The organism is Amycolatopsis sp. NBC_01307 (genome assembly GCF_035975215.1).
Lineage (GTDB): Bacteria > Actinomycetota > Actinomycetes > Mycobacteriales > Pseudonocardiaceae > Amycolatopsis.
The window spans coordinates 2403797-2429171 of the sequence record NZ_CP108403.1 but is presented as its reverse complement, the minus strand read 5'-3'; the positions used below and the strand labels follow the sequence as shown (position 1 = coordinate 2429171).

Below are 25375 nucleotides of genomic sequence, written 5' to 3'. Positions count from 1 at the left end.
CGGCAACACCGAAGTGCCTTGGCTGAAGGCATGTCCACCAGCGAACAAGCCCGGGCGCACGGCGCGATCCCCGCCCCGGCGACGATCTTCGACGACGACGTACCGGCCGTGGCCAACCTGGATCCCGCACTGCGCGAAGCCCTGCGCCGAGCCGCAAAGGAAGCGGGCATCGACTTCGCCGTCAACGGCGGCTGGCGTTCCCCGGAGTACCAGGAACGGCTACGCCGGGAGGCGGTCGCGAAGTACGGCTCGGAGCAGGAAGCCGCCCGCTGGGTAGCCACCCCGTCGACGTCGGCCCACGTCTCGGGAGACGCGGTCGACATCGGCCCCGCGGAAGCCAGGAGGTGGCTGTCCGAGCACGGTGCGGGGTACGGGCTGTGCCAGATCTACCGCAACGAACCCTGGCACTACGAACTACGCCCGGAAGCCATCGAGGACGGCTGCCCGCCGATGTACCCCGACCCATCGCACGACCCGCGAATGCGGTGATGATCAGCACGTGCGCCGTGTCGGTTTCCAGGGCCTGGTTGCCTCGTCCCCGTCCCCCAGTAGGGTGCTGCGCGGGCACGTTCCGTCATGACGACGGGACCTGGAGTAGGGGGGATGGATGTTCGACGCCGTGCTGCGGTCATGACCGCACCACACCACGATCTCCGGTTGATGCAGCAGCATGCCGCTGAACTGGACGCGCGGCTCGCGGCCGCCCGGCACACCGCGAGGTCGGCCGAGCAGCCCGTCACCGCGGTCGTCACCGGCCAGGGAAAGCTCGTCGACCTGCGGATCGACGACCGGGCGCTGTACGGCGCACACGCGCAGAAGCTGGGCCTCGCCATCGTCGAGGCCGTCCGAAACGCACGAAACGAGGCACGCACCGCGTCGCTGCCGCAGCTGAACGCGTTGTTCGGCAAGCCATCGGCACCTCCGCCGGCCACCGGGCTCCTGCCGCAGCGGCAACCGGTCGCTCCGGAGCCCGTCCGCCGGCCGGTCGCGCCGGCCGAGGAGGAGAACTTCGAGGAGCTCGACTTCCTGACCGACGAGCCGGACTCGGGAGGTGCGCGCTGGTGAACAGCGAACAGAGACTCTACAACCTCGCGAAAGAGATCGACGCGCGAGTCGCGGCTGTGGAGCAGGCGGCGCAGGCCGGGGACGACCTGCCCTTGGTCCTGACCATCGGCGCGGGCCTCGGCACCGTGACGGTGGACGGGTCGGGCGGCCTGGTTTCGGTGGACCTCGCTCGTGACGCGGTCGCCGGGCAGTCCGGCGCCAGTCTGGCGGGACACGTCCTGCGTGCGATCAGCAACGCGGAGTCGGCGGCTTCGGCCCGCCGCAAGGGCATGGTCGACGACGCGGCTCGGGAGGCCCGATGAGCACCGGCAACTTCAACCCCCTCGGCAACGCCGCGGCCGGTTCGGGCTTCGAGGTCTATCCCGAGGCCTTGCGGGCGGCGACCGACGACATCTTCGCCGCGCGCGACAAGGTCGTGAAGTTCGGCGACGACGACCTGTCGCAGATGGTCCTTCGCGACGACGACGTCGGGATGCTGGGGGTCCGGGCGAACGTCGTCAGGGCTTTCAACGACGCCCTCGGCGGCATCCGCGACAAGACCGGCAAGGGTGCGGTGCAGCTGGGACGGTTCGCGGAAGCGCTGGACAAAGCCGCCGACTACTACGAAACCCAGGACGAAGAGGACTTCAAGCGGTTGCGTGACCAGGAAAAGGGGCTGAACTGACCATGACCACACCGACAGTCGTCCCGCCGAACCCGGCCGCGGCGCCGCAGCCCTATCCGGAAGAAGCCGACGGGAAGGTCCGGCAGATCGCGCAGCTCCTCGGCCGGGTCGACATCCTCGACCTGCTGGCGGACGTCCGGAACAACCTGCTGGGCAACGCGGTCCAGGTCCAGGGCCTGGCCATGGAATTCGCGAAGAACCACACCCTCGCGGACGCCGGCGACGACATCGACGATGCCGTTCAGGCCGTGAGCGGCACCTGGAGCGGCCGCGGCGCCGCCCAGTTCACCACCTATGCGGGTCGGGTGGGGAAAGCGCTCGAAAGCCAGCAGAACGTGGTCGCGAGCATGTCCGGCGTTCTCTCCGAAATCGCCGGCTGCGTGATCGAGACCTACAGCAAGGCCATCGAGTTCATCGGAACGTGCGCCGTCGAACTGGGAAAGCTGGGTTACAAGACGATCATCGCGATCCTGACCGCGGAGATCCCCATCGTCGACATCTTCACGTCCAAAGAGGTCCTGGACACCGTGGTCGACGCGTTCTCCGCTCTCGTCCAGGGAGTCGTCGGGCTGTTCGCACAAGCCCAGACCACGTTGGGCGGGTTCACCAAGCAGGCCACCGCATTGGTGCAGGGCAACACCGACTTCCCGGACATCCCCGAGATGCCCGGGAACTCCGGAATGGACAACGAGAAGCGGTGGCGCATCGACCCGACGGCGGTGCCGGCGTGAAGTGCTTGCCCATGCTCGGCATCGCGATCCTCGCTACCGGTCTGCTCAGTGCGTGCGGGCCGTCAAAACCGGAACGCCTGCTCTCCCAGCCGCCGGCTTCGGCTCGGACCGGTGCGCCGCTGCCGCTCGCCCAGGTCGAGCGGCCGGTCGACCTGGCGAGGTTCGACTCGGACCCGTGCGCTCTGCTCACCAAGGACCAAGTCGCCGCCGTCGTGGCCGATCCGCCTGATGACGTCCGCGCGAACCGGCAGACCGTCCCACCCGCGTTCGGCTGCTCCTGGACGAACCACGGCGGGGCGCTCGTGTCGGCGGCGAAGCCGATCGAGAGCCCGAAGACCCTCGACGAACTGGCGGCCTCGCCCCTGAAGGAGGACGGCAAGCTGGAGCCGTGGACCGAGACGTCCGTCGACGGCCTTCCGGCGGTCGTCTACCACGTGTTCGGGCACACCGATGAGTGCTCCGTTTCCGTGCAGGTCACCGAAGAGCAGATGCTCACCTTCGACATCCAGGGCAAGGACCTGCCCGGCAGCTACTGGGACAAGGACCGCTGCGGTGGCGTCGCGAAGATGGCCGAACTCGTGATCGGCAACCTCCGGCAAAGCTGACGGGACCGCGACCCGGCTTACCCGCGTGACGCCGAAGCGGCCGTGAGGCTGCGGACGGTGTCGGCCACGGTCTCCTCGACCGGGCGGGGCCGCCAGCCCAGCACCGTCCGGGCCTTCGTGGTGCGGATGACCGGGACGCGGCCCAGGCGGGCCGCCGCTTCCCGCATGGCGGGGTCGGTTTCGGCGGCCGCCCGCACCTGCTCGGCGGTCAGCTCCACAGTGGACAGTCCGGGCCCGCCGACCATCCGGGCCAGGTCCAGGAAGCTGATCGACGCGCCCGCCGTGGCGAGGAACCGCTCGCCCGCGGCCTGAGGGTGGGTCATCGCCCGGACGTGCAGGTCGGCGACGTCGCGGACGTCGACGACCCCGAACGACAACGGTGGCACCACCGGCATCGCGCCGTCCAGCACCGCCCGCACCAGCCCGACCGACGACGAGAGGCGCCCGCCGGAGACCGGGCCGAAGATGCCCGTCGGGTTGATCACGGCCAGTTCCGGGCCGCCCGCCGACCGCACCTGGTCCCAGGCCGCGCGTTCGGCGATGACCTTCGACCGGACGTAGGCGCTGTTGGGGTCGGCGGGGTCGGTCCAGTCGGCCTCGGTGTACTCCTCGCGGGGCTCGGCGCTGTAGCCGACCGCGGCGAACGACGACGTCAGCACCACCCGCCGGACGCCGGCCTCCCGGGCGGCGGCGAGGACCCGCACGGCGCCGTCGCGGGCCGGGCGGATCACCTCGTCGTCGTCCTCCGGCGCGCCGGGCGGGAACGGCGACGCCACGTGCAGCACGTAGTCGACGCCCTCGGTCGCCGCGGCCCAGCCGTCGTCGGCGCCGAGGTCGGCCTGCACCACCTCCAACGCGTGCGTGATCTCGGCCGCGCGGCCGAGATCACGCACGGTCGTGCGGACGCGGTAGCCCTCGGCCAGCAGCCGCGTGATGCTGTGGCCGCCGAGGTGGCCGGTGCCGCCGGTGACCAGCACGAGCGTGTCGGCCGGCCGGGTGTCGTCGTTCATTCAGGTGTCCTTCGCAGTGCGGTCAGAAACGTTCGATCAGGCCCACGAGCCGCGGGATCAGGCCCTGCGCCGCGGCGGTGTCGCCCCGGTCGCGGGCGTCCCACAGCCGCGCCTTCAGGCGCAGGTACTCCAGCCGCAGCGTCAGCCGCTCGATCTCGGCTTCCAGCCGGCCGGCGTGGTGGTCGAACAGCTCACGCTGCTCGGCGGCCGCCGCGTCGCCGCGGGCCAGCAGGTCCAGGTACCGCCGCAGGTCCTCGACCCGCAGGCCCGCCGAACGCAGGCAGCCCAGCGAGTCGAGGACGTCCATGGCCGCCGCGTCGTACCGGCGGTGCCCGCTGCTCGGGTCCCGCGGCACCGGGCCGATCAGCCCGATCTGCTCGTAGTAGCGCAAGGTGGGCTCGCTCAGCCCGCTGCGCCGCGACGCCTCCAGGATCGTCAGCCACACCTGTTCACCCGCGACTCGTGCTGCCATGGGACCAGCTTGCAGAACCTCAAGTGCTTGAAGTCAAGCGCGGTTCAGATCTGGTTCTCCCCGCCGTCGACGTAGAGGTTGCTGCCGATGACGAAGCTGCTGTCCGCGGAGGCGAGGAACGCCACCGCCGCGGCCGCTTCCTCCGGGCGGCCCATCCGGCCGATCGCGATGTCGCCGCCCAGTTTCGCCTTGAAGTCGTCCGCGTTCTCCGCGCCGACCAGCTCGGTGATCCCGTTGGTGTCGATCGGCCCCGGCGAGACGGCGTTGACGCGGATGCCCCGGCCCACCAGCTCGTGGGCCCAGGTCCGCGCGAACGACCGGACGGCGGCCTTGGACGCCGCGTACAACCCGAAGGCCGGGGTGCCGTTGTCGGCGGCGGTGGAGGCGTTCAGGATCACCGACGCGCCGTCGTTGAGCAGCGGCAGCGCCTTCTGCACGGTGAGCAGCGTGCCCTTGACGTTGACGTCGAAGATCCGGTCGTACTCCGCCGCGGTGACCTGCTCGAGCGTCGCGAACGCGGCGGTGGCCGCGTTGGCGAACAGCACGTCCAGGCCCTGACCGCGCTCGCGGACCGCGTCGTAGAGCCGGTCCAGGTCGGCCGGGTCGGTGATGTCGCCCGGCACCGCGGTGACGCCCGAGCCGATGACCTCGACGGCCTCGGCCAGCTCGGTCTCGCGCCGGCCGGTGATGAACACGTGCGCTCCTTCGGCGGCCAGCCGCGCGGCCGTGGCCCGGCCGATCCCCCGCGTGCCGCCGCCGGTGACGACCGCCGTCTTGCCTGCCAGCTTGCCCATGTCCGGACCTCCACTGATTTCGGAACCGATCGGTACAGATTTCGACCGTAGCACTTCCGAACCGACCGGTACCGAAGGGGTATGATGGGCACCATGAAGGCACCGATCGGACGACCGCGGGGGTTCGACGCCGACGCGGCCCTCGGGCGGGCCATGGCCGTCTTCTGGGAGCAGGGCTACGAAGGCGCGAGCCTGGCCGACCTGACCGCCGCCATGGGCATCACGAAAACGAGCATGTACGCGGCCTTCGGCAACAAAGAAGACCTGTTCCGCAAGGTCCTCGAACGCTACGAGCAGGGCCCGGCCGCGTACGTGGCCCGCGCGCTGCGGCAGCCGACCGCCCGGGAGGTGGCCACGACGTTCCTGGCCGGCTCGGTCGCCACGAGCACCCACCCCGGCGACCCGGCCGGCTGCCTGAGCGTCCAGGGCTCACTGGCCGCCGGCGAGGCCGGGCGGACGGCCCGCGACCTCCTCACCGCCTGGCGCGACCGGGGCCGCGTACACCTGCGCGACCGGTTCCGGCGGGCCGTCGACGACGGCGACCTGCCCCCGGATGCCGATCCGGAGCTGCTCGCCCGGTACGTCATGACGGTGGCGAACGGCATCGCCGTCCAGGCCGCGGGCGGCGCCGCCCACGACGAGCTGCAGCAGGTGGCCGACGTCGCCCTGCGCAACTGGCCGCCCGCCTGACCGGCGCCGTTCCGTCAGCCGGGCTGGAAGAACGCGAGCAGCCGCTCGGCCGCGTCCGGCGACATCAGCAGCTCCTGCATGCCCGCGGACATCCGGGCGGCCGCGCTGGTGCGCTCGTACATCTCGCGTTCGTACTCCCCGATGGCGGCGGGAACGTCGTCCGGGTGCGCGGCCAGCGCGAGGCCCAGCAGGGCGCCGTCGAGCAGCGCCATGTTCGCGCCCTCCCCCACCGGCGGCATCAGGTGCGCGGCGTCGCCGATCAGCGTGACGTCCGGCGTCGACGGCCAGGTCAGGCCGGCCGGGAGCGTGGTGATCGCGCGCGCCACGACCGTGTCGTCGCAGGCCGCGATCAGCGCGGTGATCCGCGGGTCCCAGCCGGCGAGCAGGTCGATCAGCCGCGCCCGGGCGGCGGCCGGGTCGTCGAACGGGATTCCGCAGGTGGCGATCCAGTCCTCGCCGGTGTTGTAGAAGCTGAGGCCGATGCGGACCCGGCCGTCGCCGTTGCGTTGCGCGGCCAGGGAGAGCCCGTCGCCGAACACCCAGTAGTTGCCGCGCCCGACCATCGCCGCGAGGCCGGGATGCGTGCGGTCGATGTCGGGGATGCCGACCTCGACGATGTTCTGGCCGATGTGCGCCGGGCGGGCGTCGGTGAGCAGCGCGCGGACCCGGGACTGCGCGCCGTCCGCGCCGACCAGCAGGTCGTACGTCGTACTGCGGCCGTCGGTGAAGCGCAGCACGCCGTTGCCGGCGGACTCGAACGCGTGCCCCCAGCGCACCGCGCCTTCAGGGAGGGCGTCCAGGAACAGGTCGCGCAGGTCGGCGCGGTCGACCTCGGGGCGCAGCAGCGGCGCGTCGTCGGGCGTGTCCTCCTGGAGCAGCAGGGTGCCGTCCGGCTGGAGGAGCCGCATGTCCTGGCCTTCACCGCGGGCGATCGCGTGGAACCCGTCGATCAGGCCGGCCTCGTGCAGCGCCCGCTGACCGGAGTGGATGTCGAGCATGCCGCCCTGGCCGCGCGCGTCGCGTGACGGCTCGCGTTCGTAGACGACGGCGTCGATGCCGTGCACGTGCAGCACCCGGGCGAGAGCCAGGCCACCAAGACCGGCTCCGACGATGGCGATGGTCATCGGGTCCCCCTTCGATACAGTGTATTGACGGATACAGCGTATCTCATCATGCGATGTATCGTCTGCGGCATGTTGGTGTGGGAACGGCCGGAACCGCCGGATCGACCGGTGCTCGCCCCGTTGAGCCGGGAGCGGATCGTGCGCGCGGCGATCGGGCTGGCCGACGCGGACGGCCTGGACGCGGTGTCGCTGCGCAAGGTCGCCGCGAAGCTGGACGTCGGCCCGATGCGGCTGTACGGCTACATCGCGAGCAAGGAGGAGCTGCTCGACCTGATGGTCGACGCCGTCTACGCCGAGATCCGGCCGGCCGGCGACGGCTGGCGGGAGGTGCTGCGGTCGCACGCCGAAGCCGTCCGCCGCGTCGTCCACCAGCACGAGTGGTTCGCCGACCTGCTGGGCGGGCGGCCGCAGCTCGGGCCGAACGCGCTGGCCAACGGCGAGACGGTGGTGGCCGCGCTGGACGCCGTCGGCCTGGACGCCGTGATGCCGACGGCCGCCGCGGTCAACGCGTACGTGGCCGGCGCGGTGCGCCGCGAGATCGTCGCCCGGCGGGCCGAGCGAGCCACCGGGATGGATGAGAAGCGCTGGCAGGCCGCGCTCGGGCCGTACCTGGTCCGCACCTTCGCCGACGGCCGGCATCCCGCGCTGGCCACGGTGGTGCGCGACGCCGCCCACCTGGACGCCGACCAGACCTTCCGGATGGGCCTCGACTTCCTGCTCGACGGCATCGAGGCCCGCATCGCGAAGTGACGTGGCCGGTTCACTGCTTCGGGTTACCGGCACGGGTTCGGGGTGCGGCGCGCCACCGAAATGTCGATCATGAAAGGCGCTCTTCGCGCCGCGCCCGGTGATCGCCCCGAAAGGACACTCCATGGATCTCGCCGTACCCCACCAGGTTCGCCGCGACCGATCGTCCGCTTTGGACACCGTGCCGGGCGCGCTCGCGGACATCCGGTCCGGGCGGCCGGTGATCGTCGTCGACGACGAGGACCGCGAGAACGAAGGCGACCTCATCATGGCCGCCGAACACGCCACCGCGCCGGCGCTCGCCTTCTACATGCGCCACACCAGCGGCCTGATCTGCGCGCCGATGGCCCCCGAGCTCACCGAGCGGCTCCTCCTGCCGCCGATGGTGCCGGCCAACGAAGATCCCGCCGAAACGGCGTACACCGTGTCGGTCGACGCCGTCGCCGGCATCGAGTCCGGCATCTCGGCGGCCGACCGCGCCCACACCCTCCGGGTCCTCGCCGATCCCGCGACCACGCCGGGCATGGTGTGCCGGCCGGGTCACGTCTTCCCGCTGCGCGCCCGCCCCGGCGGCCTCACCGAGCGACGCGGCCACACCGAGGCGGCGGTCGAGCTGATGCGCTTGTGCGGCCTCGCGCCGGTCGCCGTGATCAGCGAGGTGTGCAACGACGACGGCAGCGTCGCCCGGCTGCCCCAGCTGCGCGCGCTCGCCGACCGGCAGTGGCTGAAAGTCGTGTCCATCGAACAGATCGCCGCGTACGCGGCGCAGCCCGCCGCGGCCCGCTGATGCTCGTCGCCACCGTCTTCGACCTCGACGAGACCCTGGCCGACAGCGCCGCGACCTGGCAGCACGTCATCGGCGCCGTCGCCACCCGCCACGGTTACGCGTGGACGCCGGACGACTGGGCGGCGATCCAGGGCACCAGCACCGGCAGCTGGTCCGCCTACCTCGCGCACCGCTGCGTCGGCCTCACCCCCGAGGCGGCGGCGACCGCGTGCCTCGACGGCATGGTCGCCGCGCTCGGCGAAGGCCGGTTCGGCCTGCTCCCCGGGGCCGCCGACCTGGTCACCACAGCGGCCGCGCTGGGCCCGGCCGGCCTGGTGTCGGCCTCACCCGGGCGCTACGTCCGGGCCGCGATCACCGCCTTCGGGCTCGGCCGCCACCTCACCACGACCGTGACCGGCGACGACGTCCGGTGCGGCAAACCCGCGCCGGATCCGTACCTCTTCGCCGCGCACCGCCTCGACGTGCCGCCCCGGCAGTGCGTCGCGGTCGAGGACTCCGGTTCCGGCATCCGCTCGGCCCACGCGGCCGGCCTGACCGTGCTGGCCATCCCCAACGCCACGACCGCGCTCGACCTCGACGTGCTGAAGCTCGCCGCCCACCACGCCACCGACGCGTACATCGCCGCGAAGACACTGCTCTCGTTGATCGGCGGTCGCCGGCCGGGCTGACCGCGGCGTCACGCCCGTTGCGGGGCGACCGGGCAGACGCCCGCCGCGAGCCACTTCTCGCGCAGGCCGGCCGGGATGGTCAGCGCGGTCGGCTGCCCGTCGGTGAGGGTGCGGACGCTGCCGCCGAGCAGCAGGGCGCCCGCCTTGTCGAGCACCGCCGTCGCCGCGCGGCTGCGGTCCTCCGACCGCTCCAGCAGCCGCATCACCCGGACGCCGGCACCGACCGCGCGGCCCCAGCCGCGCGAGCGGGGTACCTCGAGCCAGTCGGCGACCTCCGGCGTGACGACCCGGCGGACCATCGCCGCGACGACGCCGTCGAAGGCCTTGCCGGGCACCATGTTCTCGTACAGGCGCACGAGGTTGCGGGTCAGCTCGACGCCTTCGGCCGACGGCCCGAAGCTCACCTCGACGAGCTCGGCGTTCAGTTCCTGGGCCGCCCGCAGGGTTTCGGGCATCGCCTCGGGCGGGATGCCGAGCATCGCGCCCGTCACCCGCCAGACGTAGTAGTAGTCCTCGGCTTCGCGCTCGGTCACGGCGACGCCCATCCGGCGCATCCCGTCGATGACCTGGACCGAGAAGATCAGCAGCGCGCCCAGCATGTCCTGCTGGCACAACGGGACGCCGTCCGCCTCGACGTCCCATTCACCGGACCGGGTGATGAAGTAGCGGACGGCGGCGTGGATCAGCCGGGTCTTCTGGATCGTGGGCACGAAGCTGCCGCCGGAACCGAACGGCTCGGGGCCCATCATGTTCAGCACGAACTGCGACGTCTCCGCCAGGCGGCGGTGCGGCTGGTTCAGCCGGTGGGTCAGCGACAGGACGCGCGACGGCCGGGGCTGGGCGTAACAGTTGACCATCGCCCCGAACGACAGCACCGACGCGACGTGCACGCCGTCGTCGACGAAGAACTCGTACGCACCCGCGACCCGTTCGAGGTCAGTCCAACTCGGCGGGTCGTCCGTGGCGATGAGGTACCGGCGCACCGACTCCGGCAGATCTTCGGGGATGAGCTGGTCGTTGTCCCGGAACCGCGCCAGCACCTCGTTCACCGCGCCCGTGCGCCCACCCGCCACCAGGTCGGCGACGACGGCGTCCGCGAGCGGATCCCCTTGGTACTTCAGCGCTTCGAGCGCGGACAACCCTGAACGTTCCGGCATCGGACCAGCTTCATCGCCCGCCCGAACCCGGCGCTAGCGCCGTTCAGGGACGGCCGGAACCCGATCTGACGGCGGCCACGATCACAGCCGGTGACGACCGGCTTCCGTGGTGGCTGTGGCAAGATCGGGACCACCGAGACAGCGGGAGAGATCAGGATGCCGAGCCCCGAGATGCAGGCCGTGATCGACGAGCTGCGGCTGCGGAAGCAGGCCCGCGCGGGCCAGGCCCCGCCCACTGTGGACGACCTCCGCGCCGGCTTCGCCCCGGCCGGGCGCCCACCCGAGGCGATCCCGGACGACGTGACCGTCACGGCGGTGGACGCCGGCGGCGTTCCCGCACACTGGTTGTCGGCACCGGGCGCCGATGCCGGACGGACCCTGCTCTTCCTCCACGGTGGCGGGTTCTCGCTGGGTTCCCTGCGCAGCCACGGCGAACTCGCCGCGCGGCTCGGCCGGGCCACCGGGATGCGCGTGCTCTTCCCGGAGTACCGGCTGGTGCCGGAGCACCCGTTCCCCGCCGGGGTCGAAGACGTGCGTGCGGTGTGGCACTGGCTGCGCGCGCAGGGCGTGCCCGCCGGTTCGGTGGCGCTCGCCGGCGATTCGGCCGGCGGTGCGCTCGGCCTGACGTTGCTGCTGTCCCTGCGCGACGCCGCCGAGGACCTGCCCGCGGCCGCGGTGGTGCTCTCCCCCGCCATCGACCTGACGACGTCCGGGGCGTCGATGGCCGAACGAGCGGACGAAGACCCGATCTTCACGCCGGGGATGATCCGCGGAATCGCCGCGGGCTACCTCGGCGAGGCCGACCCGCGCGCGCCCCAGGCCTCGCCGTTGTTCGGCGACTTCACGGGGTTGCCGCCGCTGCTGGTGCAGGCGGGCACGGCGGAGGTGCTGCTGAGCGACTCCGAGCGGCTGGCGGAAACAGCGGCGGCCGCGGGCGTCGACGTAACGCTGACGATCGGCGAGGGACTCCCCCACGTCTACCCGATCATGGCGGGCACCCCCGAGGCGGCCGAGGCCACTCGCGAGATCGCCGCATTCCTAGGCAAGCACGTCCGCTGAGCCGCTCCCCGGCTCACATCCGGACCACGTCGACGCCCGCCGGCAGCGGCTTCGGGCCCGCCACCACATCAACAAGCAACATGACCACCTCAGCCAACTGAGCCACAACCCGGCTCACGTCCGAACCACATCGGCCCCCGCCGACACCGGCTTCGGACCGGCCACCTGAACCACCACCGCGCCAGCAAGCAAGATCACCACCCAGCCAGCCGGGCCACGGCCCCGCTCACGTCCGGACCACATCGGCACCCGCCGCAACCGGCTTCGGGCCCGCCACCTGGACCAGCACCGCGCCGGTAAGCAAGATGACAGCTCCGGCCAGCTGGGCCGGGCCGAGTGTCTGGCCCAGCAGCAGCCACGCCAGTGCGGCGGCGACCAGCGGTTCCACCAGCGCCAGCACGCTCGCGACGGCCGACGGCAGCGCGCGCAGTGACTGCAGGCCGGCCAGGTAGGGCAGCATGGTGCCGGCCACGGCCAACGCCACCAGTGCTAGCCACACCGGCACCCGCAGGCCGCCCAGGTCCGCCGGGGCGGCGAGCAGGCCCGCGGGCAGCGTCCACGGCGGGCTGACCGCCATCACCACGACCGCGCCGATCGCCAGGCCGGCCGCCGTCAGGCCGAACGGGTCGTGCCTGCTCGCGCCGTGTTCGCCGAGCAGGAAGTACCCGGCCGAGCAGATCGCCGCGCCGAGTCCGGCCGCGACGCCCGGCAGGTCCAGCCGGGCGCCCTGCCAGATCTGGGCGACCAGCGCCAGCCCGGCCACGGCCAGCCCGATGCCCAGCCACACCGCCCCGGGCAGCCGGGTGCGCCGCACCACCCGCACCCACAGCGCGACCAGCGCGGGCGCCAGGTTGACCAGCACCATCGCCACACCGACCGGAACCCGCGCCACGGCCACGAAGAAGAACAACTGCACCCCGGCGACGCCGAGCACGCCGTACCCGAGCAGCAGCCACAGGTCGCCGCGGCGGAACCGCAGCGCCCGCGGCCGCAGCACGCCGACCACCGGCCCGAGCAGGACCGCGGCCAGCCCGATCCGCACCGCCGTCACCGCGGCCGGCGACCAGCCCGTCGCCATCACGGCCTTGGCGACCGGGCCGGAGCTCGCGAACAGCACCCACGAGGTCAGGCTCAACCCGGTCGCGCGCGCCCGGCTCGGGGCGATCTCGTCCACTGTGGCCACGTTCGCAGTGTGCCTCCGGAACCCGCGCCCGGGACAATGGTTTACGGTCCGCCGCGCGAGGATGACGGGCCTACGTCGGGCAACGTACGGCACGGTTACGCGTCAGCGCGGATGGCAGGACCGCCGGGCGCCGACAGAGTTGTCCGCATGACTGGACTCGACGTGCTCGGCCGCACCACCGCCGCCCGGATCGCCCTGGCGGGGCTCGGTGTCGGCGTCATCGGCCTGGTGATCCAATGGATCGCCGATCCGGGGAGGTTCCCGGCGTTCCCGCCCGGGATCATCATCATCGCCGTCTTCGGCGCCCTCGTCGTGCTGACCGCGAGGTGGTGGTGGAGCCCGCTGCTGGCCACGCTGATCGCGTTGTGGATCGGCGGCGTCGGCTTCGCACTGGTGCTGCGCAACTTCGGCGTGGGCAACCCCGGTCTCGCGGCCGGCACCGCGGTCATGGCCGTGGGCCTGTGGGGCGCCGCGATCGCCGGGATCATCGCCGCCGTGCAGGGGTTCCGGCGCCGCGAACTCGCTTCCGTCCCGCCGGTCGTGTCGTGACTGTCCGGCCCGCGACCCACCGCACCGCGAACGTCGCCCGGTGGGCCTGCCGGATCCTCGGTGTCCTCTTTGTCGCGACCGGCCCGATCGTGGTCTTTTCGGCGGATACGCCGAGCCGCTGGCACACGCTCCTGCACTTCGTCACCGGCCTGGTCGCCCTCTACGCCGGATTCCGGGGCGGGGCCAAGGTGTTCTGCCTCGTCTTCGGCGGCGGGTACCTGGTGTTCGGCGCGCTCGGTCTCGTGCTCGGCGATCCCGCGGCCGATCGCATGTGGCACGTCGGGCCACTGCACCTGATGACGGGCGACCACCTGTTCCACGTCGTCCTCGGCGCGGTCGTCCTCGCCGCGGGGGTCGTCACGCGGGGCCGCGCGACCGGGTAGCACCGATCACGATCCGGGCCGATTCCCCGAAGTCGCCTCCTCGCCCGAGCGGAGGTGCTTACGATCACCGCGATCGATCAGGGAACGGAAGGTGCGGGACTCGTGCGGATTCTCTCGGCGGTGTTCGGGGCGCTGTTGTTCGTGGCCGGGATGGCGTTGCTGGTGACCGGCGCGGTCACGGCGTTGAACCTGGCCGACGACCCCACCTCGGGTTCGTCGGACTGGACCTGCTCGGCGCAGAACAGCGAGCAGCGGTGCGACTACAGCGTCGGGTCGCTGCCGGAGACGCAGGCCGAGATCACCGGCGACCTGGCGCTGACCGTCGCCGGCACCGGGATCGCGATCTGCGGCGCGATCTTCGTCCTGATCGGCAGCCAGCGCGCTCCCCGGCCCGCCGCGCCGGTGCCCGCCTACCCGCCGATGCAGCAGCAGTACCCGCCGCGCTAGCGGGCGGCGACCCACTCGGCGACGGTCGTGACGTCCGCCTGGCCCGGAAACACCTTCTCGGTCAGCACGCGGTGCACCTCGGGGTCGGCGTCGAGGCAGCCGTCGGCCAGCACGGTGAGGCCGAAGTCGAGGTCGGCCGCCTGGCGCAGGGTGGACAGCACGACGCCGCTGGTGGCGATCCCGGTGAGGACCAGGTGGTCGATCCCGCCCGCCCGCAGCACGACGTCCAAGTCGCTGCCGGCGAACGCGCTGACCCGGCGCTTGGTGACGACGACGTCGCCGGCTTCGGGAGCGACGTCCGGGTGCACCCGGGTGAGCTTCTCGTCGAACGGCGCCCCGGAACCCGCGAGCGCGCCGAACATCTTGTTGCGGGAGCTGATTTCCGGGAACCCGGGACGGAACCCGACGACGACGTAGATCACGGGCGTGCCACTCGCCCGGGCGGCCTCGATCGCCTCGCGCAGGCGGGGCAGGTAGGCGGGATCGGGGTACCGGTCCACGACGACCGGCTGGACATCCATGACGAGGAGAGCGTGCTTGGTCACCGTCGGCCCCTTCGTGCGTTAAGTCATCAAGTGATTACTTGAAGTCTAGTGGTGCCGCCACACAGTCGCCGGACGGGTCCACCCGCACGACCGATGGTTTCCCGCTGACCGTCCCAGTCAAACCAGAACGCTCCGACGTATTTCGAGTAATGCTTGCGTGATAAAGGTTTCCGGACACGGCGTTGACAGCCGCCCCCGATCGCTGCTTACTATGGTTTCTCGGGGGCAATCGTTTGGGGCTGGTACAGATGCGAGAAATCACGCGTTCCGAAGTGCGGCGGCAGCTCGACGAGGGGTTTCCGCGGCTGCGGCCGCCGCGGTCGGCGGTCGTCGTCGGGGCCGGGCTCGCCGGGCTGGCCGCCGCGCACGAACTGCACCGCGCCGGCTGCGACGTCACGGTGCTGGAGGCGTCCGATCGCCCCGGCGGCCGCGCGTTCACGCTGCGGAGCCCGTTCGCCGACGGCTTGCGCGCCGAGGCCGGCGCGATGACGGTGACGCCGCACTGCGACTACGTGACGCACTACCGGAAGCTCCTCGGCGTCGAACTGGACCGGTCCGACCTGCTGGACCAGGACTTCTCCTACTTCGTCAACGGCGAGTTCGTGCGGGCCGACCCGGATTCGCTGGCCGCGGCGGGGCTTCCGCTCGCCGAGCACGAACGCGGCATGAGCGTCACCGACATGATCGAGCGGTACGTCACCGCGGTGGCCGAGGAGCTCGGCCCCGATCTGGCGGCACCGGACTGGGCGCCGCCGGCGGAGCTGGAGCACCTCGATCGCGCGTCGGTGCAGGAGGTGCTGCGTGGCCGGGGCGCGTCGCAGGCGGCGATCGACCTGATGGAGCCGCTGTTCCTGGAGATGCGTGGCGGTGACCTGCGCTCGGCGTCGGCGTTGTCGTGGCTGCGACACGAAAGCGGACACCGGTCGCTGCTGGGCGAAGTGGACGGCTGGGGCAAGATCGCGGGCGGCACCGACGTGCTGCCACAGTCCTTTGCGGACGGACTGCGCGAGCGGATCCGGTACCGCAGCCCGGTTGTCCGCCTCGTGCAGGACGACGACGCCGTCACGGTCACCTACCTCGACCACGGCCGCCTCGCCACGGTGACCACCGAGCGGGTCGTCGTCACCGTGCCGTTCAGCGCGATGCGCCACGTCGACGTCAGCCACGCCGGGCTGTCCGAGGCGAAGATCGACGTGATGCGGCGGCTGCGGTACGCGTCGATCGTGCGCGTCTACCTGCAGGTGCGGCGGCAGTTCTGGGAGGGGCGCAACGTGAGCGTGTCCACCGATCTGCCGGTGCGCTGGGTCCGCGACGCGTCGGCGAGCCAGCCGGGCCCGCGGCGCATCCTGGAGGTGCTCATGACCGGCTGGCGGTCGAAGGCGGTCGCGGCGATGACGGAGGAGGAACGGCTGAACTTCGTGCTGGAGCACGTCGAAACGATGTTCCCCGGCACGCGGGAGCACTACGAGCTGGGCGTGTCGGTGGCCTGGGACCACCAGCCGTGGATCGAGGGCTCGTACGTGCTGCCCGAACGCGGCCACGGCAAGCTGATGCCCGCGATCCGCGCGCCCGAGGGCCGCATCCACTTCGCCGGCGAGCACACCAGCTACGAGCCCAACGGCGGTTCGATGAGCTACGCCCTCGAATCCGGCGTACGAGCTTTCGTGGAACTCGCGGCGGCTTGAGTCCGGTCAGCCGATGCCGCGCAGGTCCGCGTCCCCGAACCCCGAGTAGACCAGAGCGGTGCGGTGCGGCGGGAAGCCGCAGGCTTCGGCTTCGCCCGTGTAGCGCGCCACCAGGGTGTCCTCGCCGCGCCACCAGGTGTCGGCCAGGCCGGCGACCTCGGGCACCGGCGTGCAGCCGGTCAGATCGAGGTCGTCCAGCGCGTCGCCGGTGAGCCGGGTGATCCGGGCCGCGGACGCCGACGCGTGGTGGGCCAGGGCGACGGACTCGACCCAGCCTTCGACCGTCTCGTGCAGCGGCGCCCAGCGGTCACCGTCCACCCCGAACTCGCCGGCGGGCCCGATCAGGAAGCCGAAGGGCAGCGCCGTCCGCGCCGTGCCGGCGTCGAACGCCCAGCCCGCTTCCGTCGAGTATTCGGGAAGGTCGCCCGAGAAGTACCGCGGACCACCGTCGTAGGCCGGCGCGGGTGGCAGGAGCAGGCCGCCCCAGCGGTCGTGAAAGGCGACGGCCCGGTCGATCTCCGCCGCCGGGATGCCCAGCGGGAGCCACTTCTCGCGGTACGGCTCGATCGACGGCAGGGCAAGCCGGATTCCCTGGGCCTGCACGAAGTGCCGTCCCCGGGTGCCGAGGCCGTCGAGCAGGGCGCCGGTCACGGAGAAGTCCACCCCGCGAGCCTACTGGCCGGGCCGCCCGGGAGCCGCGCGCTCCCGGGCAGCCCGGGGCTCAGCTCACCTGCAGGTCGATGCAGGCGTAGAACGCGTTCGCCGTGTCCGCGATGTTCCAGACCGCGAGGACCGTCTGGCGTCCAGTGTGGCCGCCCAGATCCACCTGGTGCGAAACGGTGGCCGGCGGCTGCTGGTTGTTGCCGGGGACGCTCGCGATCTTCTCGCTGCCGATGTAGTAGTCGTAGCTGGCCGTGCTGTGGCGGGCCGTGAAGGTCCACGTGAACGTCACCGACCGGCCGACCGGGGCGGCGTTCCAGCCCTTGTTGTTGTCGTTCAGCTCGGCGAACTGGGCGTTGCCGCCGTTGCAGGAGGTCAGCCCCTTCGGGCCTTGGACGCTCTGCGGTTCGTACTTGATCTCCCCGCAGGACACGGTGCCCTGGGCGCACTGCGCCTGCCGGCTGGCCGGAGAGTTGACGTAGCCGTGCGCGCTCGCGATGCCGGCCGGGTTGACCAGCACCAGCACCGGCGCCAGCAGCACACCCGCGGCGGCCGCGACCAGTTTCCGGTTCGCTTTCATACCAGCTCCTTCGGGGACGGGCTCGCCTTCCCGCCGCCGGGCACGGCGAAGTCGCGGTCCGGACCCCGCTGGGAGGCCCGCCCGCACCGGGAAGGTGTTCGAGCGAAGGAAATTTGTGGTCTAGACCATACGATGGAAACGGACATAGGTCAACAGGTGGCGACTCTCAAGTCATGTTGGTAAGGCGCCAACCATTCAGGAATGTTCCACTGAGCGGGACTCACCCGATCGTGGCGGACCGGACCGGGCGACGGCGCGCACCGCGCCTACCACTAGGATTCCGCCCGTGACCACCTACGACGTCGATCCGTTCGAGCACCTGGACTCCACCGCCCTGCCCGAGCGGCAGCAACGGATCCTGGTGGCGATCCGGGACTGCGTGGTCCACCACGGTTACTCGCCGAGCAGCCGGGAGATCGCGGAGATCGTCGGGCTGCGGTCCTCGTCGTCGGTGTCGAAGCACCTGGCGGCCCTGGAGGACAAGGGCTTCCTGAGCCGCGGCGGCTCGGTCGCGCGCCAGCTCGACGTGCGCGCGTTCCTGCGTGACAGCGGCCCCCGCGAGCACGCCGACTCGGTCGCCGTGCCGGTGGTCGGCGACATCGCGGCCGGCACGCCGATCGCGGCCCAGGAGCACGTCGACGACGTCCTGAACCTCCCCCGCGACCTCACCGGCCGCGGCACAGTCTTCGGCCTGCGCGTGCGCGGCGACTCGATGATCGACGCCGCCATCTGCGACGGCGACATCGTCGTGGTCAAGCAGCAGAGCGAAGCCCACTCGGGCCAGATCGTCGCGGCGATGATCGACGAGGAGGCCACGGTGAAGGTCTTCCGCCAGCGCGACGGCCACGTCTACCTCGAGCCCCGCAACCCGGCCTACGAGGTCATCGACGGCGACCGCGCGGTCATCCTCGGCACGGTCGTCTCGGTGCTGCGCAGCTTCTGACCGCACCCCCGGGCTCGTCGGCGGGCTCGTCCGGCTGCTACCAGGTGACGGGCAGCTCGTAGACGCCGTAGACCGACCCGTCGTGCTTGAACGGGACCTTGCCGACCTCGGTGGCCAGCGCGAGCGTCGGGATCCGGCGGTACAGCGTGCTGTAGACGACCTGCAGCTCCAGCCGGGCCAGCGGCTGGCCGAGGCACTGGTGGACGCCGAAGCCGAACGCGATGTGCCGGTGCGCGTCGCGGCTCAGGTCGAGGCGGTCGCCGTCCGGGAAGACGTCCGGGTCGCGGTTGGCGATGTCGTTCGCCATGATCATGCCCTCACCCGCGCGCACGGTCTCGCCGGCGATCTCGATGTCCTCCAGCGCGAGCCGGCGCCGTCCGTTGTGCGTGATGTTCAGGTAGCGCAACAGTTCTTCGACGGCCGAGGCGACCAGCTTCGGGTCGTCGCTCTCCCGCAGCAGCTTCAGCTGGTCCGGGTGCTCCAGCAGGGCCAGTGTGCCGAGCGCGATCATGTTCGCCGTGGTCTCGTGCCCGGCGATGAGCAGCAGGACGCCCATCTGGGCCGCCTCCACCCGGGTCAGCTCCCCCGCGTTGACGCGGGTGGCGAGCCCGGAGAGCAGGTCGTCGGCCGGTTCGGCCAGCTTCTTGCCCATCAGCTCGTCGAGGTAGCCGATGAGCGCCCGGTGCCCGGCGGCGCGCTCCTCGGGCTTCGCGTCCCGCCGGATGATGACCTTGCTGTTCTCCTGGAAGAAGCCGTGGTCGGCGTAGGGCACGCCGAGCAGCTCGCAGATCACCAGCGACGGCACCGGCAGCGCGAACGCCTCGACGAGGTCGACCGGGTTGGGGCCGGCCAGCAGGCCGTCGAGCTGGTCGTCGACGATCCGCTGCACCGCCGGGCGCAGCTTCTCGGTGCGCCGGATGGTGAACGGCGCCGTCACCATCCGCCGCAGCCGGGCGTGCTCGGGGTTGTCCATCAGGATGAAGCTGATGCCGCTGCCACCGCCCTTCGGCAGCGGTGCGGGGCTCGGGTACCCGGGCCGGGAGATGTCGGCGCTGACCCGCGGGTCGGCCAGCAGCGTGCGCTGCTCGGCGTAGCGGGTCACCAGCCACGGCGTGGAGCCGTCCCACAGCTTCACCCGCTTGAGCGGGGCCTCCTCCTGCAACGCGCGGGCGGCCGGCGGCGGGTCGAACGGGCAGCCCGCGGCGCGGGTCATCGGGAACTCCGGGATCCCGAGCGTGCTGGTCATCCGGTTCCTCCACAGTGGACGCGGGCGCGGGTCTGCTTGGGCGTGTTCCAGCCGAGGACCACCGTGCATCCTCCTCGTGGTGCGCCGTCAGTACGTCAGCAGTCAACCGAAGGCTGCTACGCTAGTCAAGCGGTTGCTTTAAATCGACCCGAACGCCCGATGCGTCCCCGTTGGAGGACCCCGCCCGTGTCCAGACCTCCCGCCCCCGCCGGGGAAACCGCGCCGAGGGCGAACCTCGTCGTCGCGGTCCTCGCGTTCGCCGGCATCGTCGTTTCGCTGATGCAGACGCTCGTGATCCCCCTGATCCCGGCGCTGCCCGGACTGCTGCACGCGTCCGCCTCCGACGCGACCTGGGCCATCACGGCCACCCTGCTCGCGGGCGCGGTCGCGACGCCGACGGTCGGGCGGCTCGGCGACATGTACGGCAAGCGGCGGATGCTGCTGGTCAGCCTCGGCGCCCTGGTCGCCGGCTCGGCGATCGGCGCGCTGTCCGACACCCTGGTGCCGATGGTCGCCGGGCGGACGCTGCAGGGCCTCGCGGCGGGCGTCATCCCGCTCGGGATCAGCATCATGCGCGACGAGCTCCCGGCGGAACGGCTCGGCTCGGCGACGGCGCTGATGAGCGCGTCCCTCGGCGTCGGCGGCGCGCTGGGCCTGCCCGCGGCCGCACTGCTGGCCGAGCACGCCGACTGGCACGTGCTGTTCTGGACCTCGGCCGGGCTCGGCCTGGTCGTCACCGGGCTCGTCGTCGCGCTGGTGCCCGAGTCGCCGGTGCGCACCGGCGGGCGGTTCGACGTGCCGGGCGCGGCCGGGCTGTCGATCGCCCTGGTCTGCCTGCTGCTGGCCATCTCCAAGGGCGCCGACTGGGGCTGGGGCAGCGCGCCGACGCTCGGCCTGTTCGCCGCCGCCGTCGTCATCCTGCTGCTGTGGGGCCGCTGGGAGCTGCGGACCCGGCAGCCGCTGGTCGACCTGCGCACCACCGCGCGGCGCCAGGTGCTGCTGACCAACCTCGCGTCCGCGGTGTTCGGCTTCGCGATGTTCGCGATGTCGCTGGTCCTGCCCCAGCTGCTGCAGCTGCCGGCGGCCACCGGGTACGGCCTCGGCCGGTCGATGCTGGTGGTGGGCCTGGTGATGGCGCCGTCCGGCCTGGTCATGATGGCGCTCGCGCCGGTGTCCGCGCGGATCTCGCGCACCCGCGGCCCGAAGACGACGCTGATGCTCGGCGCGGTGGTCGTCGCGATCGGGTACGCGATCGGCATCGTGCTGATGAGCGAGGTCTGGCACCTGGTCCTGATCTCGTGCGTCATCGGCGGCGGCATCGGCCTCGCCTACGGCGCGATGCCGGGTCTGGTGATGGCGGCGGTCCCGGTGTCGGAAACGGCCGCGGCGAACAGCTTGAACACGCTGATGCGCTCGATCGGCACGTCGATCTCCAGCGCGACAGCGGGTCTGGTGCTGGCGCAGCTGACCGTCCACTTCGGACCGGCGACGCTGCCCGCGGCGAGCGGTTTCCGCGTGGTGCTGGCCATGGGCTCCGGTGCGGCCCTCATCGCGCTGACGATCGCCGCGTTCCTGCCCAAGCACACGCCGGCCGCGTCAGCGCCCGCGACCCCGGAACCGGTTGCGGCGGCACAAGGCTGACGCGGTTCGGTGCCGCCGCGCGCCGGCGCGGCGGTACCGGTACCGGCCCCGGTGCGGTGCCGCCGCGTCAGTCGGCGCGGTGGTACCGGCCCGGCTCCGCGATGCCGACCGCGTACAGGACCGCGTCTTCCCGCGAGTGGAACCCCGCCTTGGCGAAGAGGTTGTTGATGTGCGTCTTCACCGTGGCTTCGCTCATCACCAACCGCCGGGCGATCTCCTGGTTGCGCAGGCCTTCGCCGATGAGGTCGAGGATCTCGGTCTCGCGACCGGTCATCGTGAACTTCGCTGTGACACGCCAGCCGTTGCTGATGACCGGGGCTTCCTTCAGACTCACAGAGGCGTCATCGGCGCGGGAAGCCCAGTCGTTACACCAGGTTCCGGATGACCGCGGCGGAGCTGTCGAATCTGTCGAACACCGTCCACATGGGACTGATCGTCACGGGACGAGGATCAGCCGGATCGGGTTGCCCGTCTTCTCCGCGAGCTGCTTCACTGCCCGGTCCGCCTCCGCCAGGGGGATGTGCGCGCTGATCGACCGGGACAGGTCGAGCCGGCCGTGGCGGGCGAGGGAGACCAGTTCGAGCACGTGCTCGCCCGATGAGCCGAAGTGCCCGAGGATCCGCTGGCCGCGCACGCTCAGCCCGGCGCTGTCCGGGAGGTGCAGCGGCGCGTTCGTGAGGCCGGCGAGCACCATCGCGCCCTGCGCGCCCAGCACCGCGGCCGCCTGCTCGCGCACCGCCGCGTACCCGGCGAAGTCGAACGCGTAGTCCAGCCCGCGCCCGCCCGTCAGCTCGCGGATCCGATCCGCGAAATCCGCGGCCGCGGGGTCGAGGGCGACGTCCGCGCCGAACGACAGGGCCCGCTCCCGGGCCGCCGGCAGCGGGTCGATCGCCACGATCGGGGCCGCGCCCGCGAGCCGCAGCACCTGCAGGCCGTGGACGCCGAGGCCGCCCGCGCCCCACACACCCGCCGAGCGCGCCGGGCGCACCTGCGCGGTCGCGACGACCGCCGCGTACGGCGTCGACACCGCGTCCGGGATGATCGCCGCCTGGTCGAAGGGCAGGTCGTCGGGGATCGGGACGACCGTGTCGGTGCGGGCGAGCGCGTACTCCGCCCAGCCGCCGTCGTAGTGCACGCCCCGCACCCGCGAGCGCAGGCACGGTTGCCGGCGCAGGCAGCGGTCGCAGACCTCGCACGACTGCCCGGCCTGCAGCGTGACGCGCAGGCCGAGGGTGAGGTGGGCCGGCACGTCCGGGCCGAGCGCCTCGACGGTGCCCGAGACCTCGTGGCCGAGGGTGACCGTGCCGGTGCCGGGCAGGGTGCCGTCGATGAGGTGCAGGTCGGACAGGCAGACGCCGGCCGCGGCGACCGCGATCCGCACCTCCCCCGGCCCGGGCGCCGGAATCGGCACCTCTTCGACCCCGAACTCCCGCTTGTCCAGATCGAGCCGGCCCGCCAGCATCGTGTCGCCCATGCCGTCGATCACACCACAAAGCGCCTTCGCGCGCGGGACGCGCCGGTGAAGTACGTTGCGCCGATGGGCATCCCCGACGAGTACCACGAATTCGCCGTCGCCGTCGCCGGTGCGAGCGGCGCGCTGATCGGCTTGCTGTTCGTGGCCGTCTCGGTGTCCCCGGACCGCGTCCGCCGGACGACGACGCACGCCGAGTACCACACCCGCGCGTCCGCCGCGATGCTGCTGTTCACCAACGCGCTGGTGCTGTCGCTGATGATCCTGGTGCCCGGGAGCTCGCCGGGCGGCTGGGCGGTCGCGTCCGGGGTCGGCATCCTGGTGTTCGACGCGGCGGCGATCCGCTCGATCGTGACGGCGGTGCGGCACCGGCTGGGGCACTGGAGCTCGCTGCGCATGGCGTCGGCGCTGCTGGTGATCGCGGGCTTCGAGATCTACGCCGGCGTCGAGCTCCTCACCGAACCGGGCAACTGGGACCCGCTGCGCACGCTGTACTACGTGCTGATCGGCGACCTGGCCTTCGGCATCGCGCGCGGCTGGCAGCTGATGGACATGCGCCGGGTCAGCGTGTTCTCGTCCCTGCGCACCTTGGCCCACGGCGACGAAGCCGACGACCCGGAGGAGCCGGGCAAGAGCTGAGCGCCGTCAGGTTCAGCTCCTCAGGAGCGTGGGAAAACGGTGCCGTCGAACAACTTCCGTGCCGTGCGGAACACCGTCGAGCGTGCGACTCGCGGTGGCGTCACCGTGGTGTCGAACTCGATCCCGACGCCGAGCGTGCCGCTCGCGTGCTCGATCTCGATCGGTTCGCCGGCGGGCGGGCGGACCAGCAGTTCGTGGCCGACGGCGCCGTCGAGCAGCAGGGCCGTGACGACGCTGACCCCGCCCAGCACGCCGATCGCAGGGTGCGGCCGCACCGGGATGAACGTCCGGGTGGCGATCGCGCCGCCGTCACGCGGGGCGGCGACGAGCATGGTCTTGGGGACGGAGCTGCCGCGCACGTCGCCGAGGCCCATCAGCTTGCCCGCCTCGACGCGCAGGGCGTCGATCCGGTCGGCGAGACCGGTCAGTTCCTCGACCGGTTCGTATCCGGTGATGCCGAAGTCGGTGGCGCGAGCCACGACGACCGGCATCCCGTTGTCCACACAGGACACTTCGAGGCCGCCGACGTTGTCGCGGATCCGGCCGGTGGGCAGGAGACTGCCGCACACCGAGCCTTCGGTCCCGGTGAAGTCCAGTTCCACGGGCGCGGCCGTGCCGGGCACGCCGGAGATCGCGAGTGATCCCGCGTAGCCGACTTCACCGCCGGGCGTGGCGAACGTCGAGACCGCGATGGAGCCGGTGTTGACCAGGAGCACGCGCACCGTCGTGCGTTCACCGCCGGCCGGGACCAGGCCGCGCTCGACGGCGAACTGGCCGACCCCGGCGAGCAGGTTGCCGCAGGTCTGGCGGTCGGAGACGGTGGCGTCGTCGACGCCGAGCTGCAGGAACAGGTAGTCGACGTCGCGATCGGGCCCGCCGGGCGGCGCGACGATGGCGACCTTGCTGGTGACGGGCTGCGCGCCGCCGAGGCCGTCGATCTGGCGCGGGTCGGGGCTGCCCATGATCCGCAGCAGCAGGTCGTCGCGCTCGGCCGGGTCGGCGGGCAGGTCGTCGGCGAGGAAGTAGGCGCCCTTCGAGGTGCCCCCGCGCATGAGCATGCAGCGCACGCCGGTCATCCCTGCTCCTTCTCGTACTCCTCGGCGGTGAGGTAGCGGACACCGAGCGCGTCGAGCTTCTCGCGCAGGCCGTAGCGGTCGAGACCGAGCTGGCCGCCGGCGAACGCCTCACGCGCGGCGGCTTCCTTCTCCAGCCGGGCCTGGGAAGCCGTCAGGCCGGCTTCGACGTCCTGGCGCCGGACGCGCAGCACGCCGTCGTCGTCGGCCAGGATCGCGTCGCCCGGGTGGACGACCTGGCCGCCGAGCACGACCGGGACGTTGACCGCGCCGGCCGTCGCCTTGACCGTGCCCTGGGCGCTGACCGCGGCCGACCACACCGGGAAGCCCAGCTCACGCAGCTCGGCGACGTCGCGGACGCCGGCGTTGATGACCAGGCCGCGCACGCCGCGGTGGCGCAGCGCGGTGGCGAAGAGTTCGCCGAAGAGGCCGTCGCGCGACGGCGAAGTCGTGGTGACGACCAGGACGTCACCCTCGCGGCACTGCTCGACGGCCGCGTGGATCATCAGGTTGTCCCCCGGCCAGCACAGCGCCGTGACGGCGGTGCCGCCGATCCGCGCGCCGTCCTGGATCGGCCGCAGGTCCGGGCCGAGCAGGCCGCTGCGGCCGAGCGCTTCGTGGACGGTGGCCACGCCGTACTCGGCCAGCCGGGTCACCTGCCCGGCGTCGGCGCGCGGCGGGTTCGTGACGATCACCGGGTTCATGCCGTCGACGCTAGATAGCGTCGACGAAATTGTCAACAATCTTGGCGACTGTT

31 protein-coding genes and 1 pseudogene are annotated in these 25375 nt (G+C 72.1%); 18 read left to right on the top strand and 14 right to left on the bottom strand.

The features are described from left to right. The first annotated feature begins 30 nt into the window (after nucleotides 1-30). The 6 genes from OG439_RS10665 (at nucleotide 31) to OG439_RS10640 (ending at nucleotide 3065) form a co-directional block, all read left to right on the top strand. Nucleotides 31-489 carry a M15 family metallopeptidase gene (locus OG439_RS10665; protein ID WP_326949217.1) on the top strand — a complete coding sequence of 153 codons (459 nt, stop codon included), beginning with the start codon at nucleotides 31-33 and terminating at the stop codon, nucleotides 487-489. A 171-nt stretch (nucleotides 490-660) separates the two neighbouring features. Beyond that, a complete protein-coding gene (locus OG439_RS10660) occupies nucleotides 661-1065 on the top strand; it encodes a YbaB/EbfC family nucleoid-associated protein (protein WP_326951520.1) in 405 nt (134 codons plus the stop codon). Then, a complete protein-coding gene (locus OG439_RS10655) occupies nucleotides 1062-1367 on the top strand; it encodes a hypothetical protein (protein ID WP_326949216.1) in 306 nt (101 codons plus the stop codon). The genes OG439_RS10660 and OG439_RS10655 overlap by 4 nt, the downstream gene beginning before the upstream one ends. Continuing rightward, nucleotides 1364-1729, top strand: coding sequence for a hypothetical protein (locus tag OG439_RS10650; protein WP_326949215.1), 366 nt, complete (start codon nucleotides 1364-1366; stop codon nucleotides 1727-1729). Before OG439_RS10655 ends, OG439_RS10650 begins: the two co-directional genes overlap by 4 nt. A 2-nt stretch (nucleotides 1730-1731) precedes the next feature. Continuing rightward, on the top strand, nucleotides 1732-2460 hold the full coding sequence (locus OG439_RS10645) for a hypothetical protein (RefSeq protein WP_326949214.1): 729 nt from the start codon (nucleotides 1732-1734) through the stop codon (nucleotides 2458-2460). Then, complete coding sequence (locus tag OG439_RS10640; protein ID WP_326949213.1) at nucleotides 2457-3065, top strand: DUF3558 domain-containing protein; 609 nt, start codon at nucleotides 2457-2459, stop codon at nucleotides 3063-3065. The genes OG439_RS10645 and OG439_RS10640 overlap by 4 nt, the downstream gene beginning before the upstream one ends. 17 nt (nucleotides 3066-3082) lie before the next feature. Here OG439_RS10640 and OG439_RS10635 read toward each other — a convergent pair whose 3' ends face one another. The 3 genes from OG439_RS10635 to OG439_RS10625 are packed head-to-tail and all read right to left on the bottom strand — an operon-like array spanning nucleotide 3083 to nucleotide 5341. After that, nucleotides 3083-4075 (bottom strand): NAD-dependent epimerase/dehydratase family protein, encoded by a 993-nt coding sequence (locus OG439_RS10635; RefSeq protein ID WP_326949212.1) that lies wholly within the window; start codon nucleotides 4073-4075, stop codon nucleotides 3083-3085. A 22-nt stretch (nucleotides 4076-4097) separates the two neighbouring features. Further along, nucleotides 4098-4547: a MerR family transcriptional regulator gene (locus OG439_RS10630; RefSeq protein WP_326949211.1), complete on the bottom strand. Its 450-nt coding sequence runs from the start codon at nucleotides 4545-4547 to the stop codon at nucleotides 4098-4100. Nucleotides 4548-4591: 44 nt separating this feature from the next. After that, nucleotides 4592-5341, bottom strand: a complete 750-nt coding sequence (locus OG439_RS10625) for an SDR family NAD(P)-dependent oxidoreductase (protein WP_326949210.1) — start codon at nucleotides 5339-5341, stop codon at nucleotides 4592-4594. A gap of 93 nt (nucleotides 5342-5434) precedes the next feature. On the opposite strand from OG439_RS10625, the gene OG439_RS10620 reads away from it, so the two are divergent. Beyond that, nucleotides 5435-6031: a TetR/AcrR family transcriptional regulator gene (locus OG439_RS10620; protein ID WP_326949208.1), complete on the top strand. Its 597-nt coding sequence runs from the start codon at nucleotides 5435-5437 to the stop codon at nucleotides 6029-6031. A 14-nt stretch (nucleotides 6032-6045) separates the two neighbouring features. Here OG439_RS10620 and OG439_RS10615 read toward each other — a convergent pair whose 3' ends face one another. Further along, on the bottom strand, nucleotides 6046-7155 hold the full coding sequence (locus OG439_RS10615; RefSeq protein WP_326949207.1) for an FAD-dependent oxidoreductase: 1110 nt from the start codon (nucleotides 7153-7155) through the stop codon (nucleotides 6046-6048). Between the two features lie 69 nt (nucleotides 7156-7224). Between OG439_RS10615 and OG439_RS10610 the strand changes: the two genes are divergently transcribed. The 3 genes from OG439_RS10610 (at nucleotide 7225) to OG439_RS10600 (ending at nucleotide 9357) form a co-directional block, all read left to right on the top strand. Next, complete coding sequence (locus tag OG439_RS10610) at nucleotides 7225-7905, top strand: TetR/AcrR family transcriptional regulator (RefSeq protein WP_326949206.1); 681 nt, start codon at nucleotides 7225-7227, stop codon at nucleotides 7903-7905. A gap of 121 nt (nucleotides 7906-8026) precedes the next feature. Further along, nucleotides 8027-8689 (top strand): 3,4-dihydroxy-2-butanone-4-phosphate synthase, encoded by a 663-nt coding sequence (gene ribB, locus OG439_RS10605; RefSeq protein ID WP_326949205.1) that lies wholly within the window; start codon nucleotides 8027-8029, stop codon nucleotides 8687-8689. After that, nucleotides 8689-9357: an HAD family hydrolase gene (locus tag OG439_RS10600; protein WP_326949204.1), complete on the top strand. Its 669-nt coding sequence runs from the start codon at nucleotides 8689-8691 to the stop codon at nucleotides 9355-9357. Before ribB ends, OG439_RS10600 begins: the two co-directional genes overlap by 1 nt. An 8-nt stretch (nucleotides 9358-9365) precedes the next feature. On the opposite strand, the gene OG439_RS10595 is transcribed toward OG439_RS10600, so the two are convergent. Further along, the gene (locus tag OG439_RS10595; RefSeq protein ID WP_326949203.1) at nucleotides 9366-10514 is read right to left on the bottom strand and encodes an oxygenase MpaB family protein; all 1149 of its coding nucleotides are present in this window, start codon (nucleotides 10512-10514) and stop codon (nucleotides 9366-9368) included. A 156-nt stretch (nucleotides 10515-10670) separates the two neighbouring features. Here OG439_RS10595 and OG439_RS10590 point away from each other — a divergent pair, with 156 nt between their 5' ends. After that, a complete protein-coding gene (locus tag OG439_RS10590; RefSeq protein ID WP_326949202.1) occupies nucleotides 10671-11573 on the top strand; it encodes an alpha/beta hydrolase in 903 nt (300 codons plus the stop codon). Between the two features lie 226 nt (nucleotides 11574-11799). Here OG439_RS10590 and OG439_RS10585 read toward each other — a convergent pair whose 3' ends face one another. Beyond that, nucleotides 11800-12756 (bottom strand): EamA family transporter, encoded by a 957-nt coding sequence (locus OG439_RS10585; protein ID WP_326949201.1) that lies wholly within the window; start codon nucleotides 12754-12756, stop codon nucleotides 11800-11802. A 147-nt stretch (nucleotides 12757-12903) separates the two neighbouring features. On the opposite strand from OG439_RS10585, the gene OG439_RS10580 reads away from it, so the two are divergent. The 3 genes from OG439_RS10580 to OG439_RS10570 all read left to right on the top strand — a co-directional run bounded on the left by OG439_RS10580 (nucleotide 12904) and on the right by OG439_RS10570 (nucleotide 14135). Then, nucleotides 12904-13305 (top strand): hypothetical protein, encoded by a 402-nt coding sequence (locus tag OG439_RS10580; protein WP_326949200.1) that lies wholly within the window; start codon nucleotides 12904-12906, stop codon nucleotides 13303-13305. Continuing rightward, complete coding sequence (locus OG439_RS10575; RefSeq protein ID WP_326949199.1) at nucleotides 13302-13688, top strand: DUF4383 domain-containing protein; 387 nt, start codon at nucleotides 13302-13304, stop codon at nucleotides 13686-13688. The genes OG439_RS10580 and OG439_RS10575 overlap by 4 nt, the downstream gene beginning before the upstream one ends. 102 nt (nucleotides 13689-13790) lie before the next feature. Beyond that, nucleotides 13791-14135 (top strand): hypothetical protein, encoded by a 345-nt coding sequence (locus tag OG439_RS10570; RefSeq protein ID WP_326949197.1) that lies wholly within the window; start codon nucleotides 13791-13793, stop codon nucleotides 14133-14135. On the opposite strand, the gene OG439_RS10565 is transcribed toward OG439_RS10570, so the two are convergent. Continuing rightward, nucleotides 14132-14680 (bottom strand): cysteine hydrolase family protein, encoded by a 549-nt coding sequence (locus OG439_RS10565; protein WP_326949196.1) that lies wholly within the window; start codon nucleotides 14678-14680, stop codon nucleotides 14132-14134. The genes OG439_RS10570 and OG439_RS10565 overlap by 4 nt on opposite strands. Nucleotides 14681-14928: 248 nt before the next feature. Between OG439_RS10565 and OG439_RS10560 the strand changes: the two genes are divergently transcribed. After that, nucleotides 14929-16365, top strand: coding sequence for a flavin monoamine oxidase family protein (locus OG439_RS10560; RefSeq protein WP_326949195.1), 1437 nt, complete (start codon nucleotides 14929-14931; stop codon nucleotides 16363-16365). A gap of 6 nt (nucleotides 16366-16371) precedes the next feature. Here OG439_RS10560 and OG439_RS10555 read toward each other — a convergent pair whose 3' ends face one another. Both OG439_RS10555 and OG439_RS10550 read right to left on the bottom strand, forming a co-directional pair. Continuing rightward, nucleotides 16372-17028 (bottom strand): hypothetical protein, encoded by a 657-nt coding sequence (locus OG439_RS10555; protein ID WP_326949194.1) that lies wholly within the window; start codon nucleotides 17026-17028, stop codon nucleotides 16372-16374. A 58-nt stretch (nucleotides 17029-17086) separates the two neighbouring features. After that, nucleotides 17087-17605, bottom strand: a complete 519-nt coding sequence (locus OG439_RS10550) for a lytic polysaccharide monooxygenase auxiliary activity family 9 protein (RefSeq protein WP_326949193.1) — start codon at nucleotides 17603-17605, stop codon at nucleotides 17087-17089. Nucleotides 17606-17891: 286 nt separating this feature from the next. Between OG439_RS10550 and lexA the strand changes: the two genes are divergently transcribed. Continuing rightward, nucleotides 17892-18548 (top strand): transcriptional repressor LexA, encoded by a 657-nt coding sequence (gene lexA, locus OG439_RS10545; protein ID WP_326949192.1) that lies wholly within the window; start codon nucleotides 17892-17894, stop codon nucleotides 18546-18548. A gap of 37 nt (nucleotides 18549-18585) precedes the next feature. Here lexA and OG439_RS10540 read toward each other — a convergent pair whose 3' ends face one another. Then, nucleotides 18586-19794 carry a cytochrome P450 gene (locus OG439_RS10540; RefSeq protein ID WP_326949191.1) on the bottom strand — a complete coding sequence of 403 codons (1209 nt, stop codon included), beginning with the start codon at nucleotides 19792-19794 and terminating at the stop codon, nucleotides 18586-18588. Nucleotides 19795-19953: 159 nt separating this feature from the next. Between OG439_RS10540 and OG439_RS10535 the strand changes: the two genes are divergently transcribed. After that, nucleotides 19954-21435, top strand: a complete 1482-nt coding sequence (locus OG439_RS10535; RefSeq protein WP_442792298.1) for an MFS transporter — start codon at nucleotides 19954-19956, stop codon at nucleotides 21433-21435. A 67-nt stretch (nucleotides 21436-21502) separates the two neighbouring features. Here the strand turns inward: OG439_RS10535 and OG439_RS10530 are convergent. Then, nucleotides 21503-21709 (bottom strand): annotated as a pseudogene (locus OG439_RS10530) (response regulator transcription factor); the annotation flags it as partial. 162 nt (nucleotides 21710-21871) lie between these two features. After that, a complete protein-coding gene (locus tag OG439_RS10525) occupies nucleotides 21872-22909 on the bottom strand; it encodes a zinc-binding dehydrogenase (RefSeq protein ID WP_326949189.1) in 1038 nt (345 codons plus the stop codon). 63 nt (nucleotides 22910-22972) lie between these two features. Here OG439_RS10525 and OG439_RS10520 point away from each other — a divergent pair, with 63 nt between their 5' ends. Further along, nucleotides 22973-23545: a hypothetical protein gene (locus OG439_RS10520; protein WP_326949188.1), complete on the top strand. Its 573-nt coding sequence runs from the start codon at nucleotides 22973-22975 to the stop codon at nucleotides 23543-23545. 20 nt (nucleotides 23546-23565) lie between these two features. Here the strand turns inward: OG439_RS10520 and OG439_RS10515 are convergent, their stop codons facing one another. Beyond that, nucleotides 23566-24621 carry a 4-oxalomesaconate tautomerase gene (locus OG439_RS10515; protein ID WP_326949187.1) on the bottom strand — a complete coding sequence of 352 codons (1056 nt, stop codon included), beginning with the start codon at nucleotides 24619-24621 and terminating at the stop codon, nucleotides 23566-23568. Then, a complete protein-coding gene (locus OG439_RS10510; protein WP_326949186.1) occupies nucleotides 24618-25322 on the bottom strand; it encodes a 4-carboxy-4-hydroxy-2-oxoadipate aldolase/oxaloacetate decarboxylase in 705 nt (234 codons plus the stop codon). The genes OG439_RS10515 and OG439_RS10510 overlap by 4 nt, the downstream gene beginning before the upstream one ends. Between the last annotated feature and the right edge of the window lie 53 nt (nucleotides 25323-25375).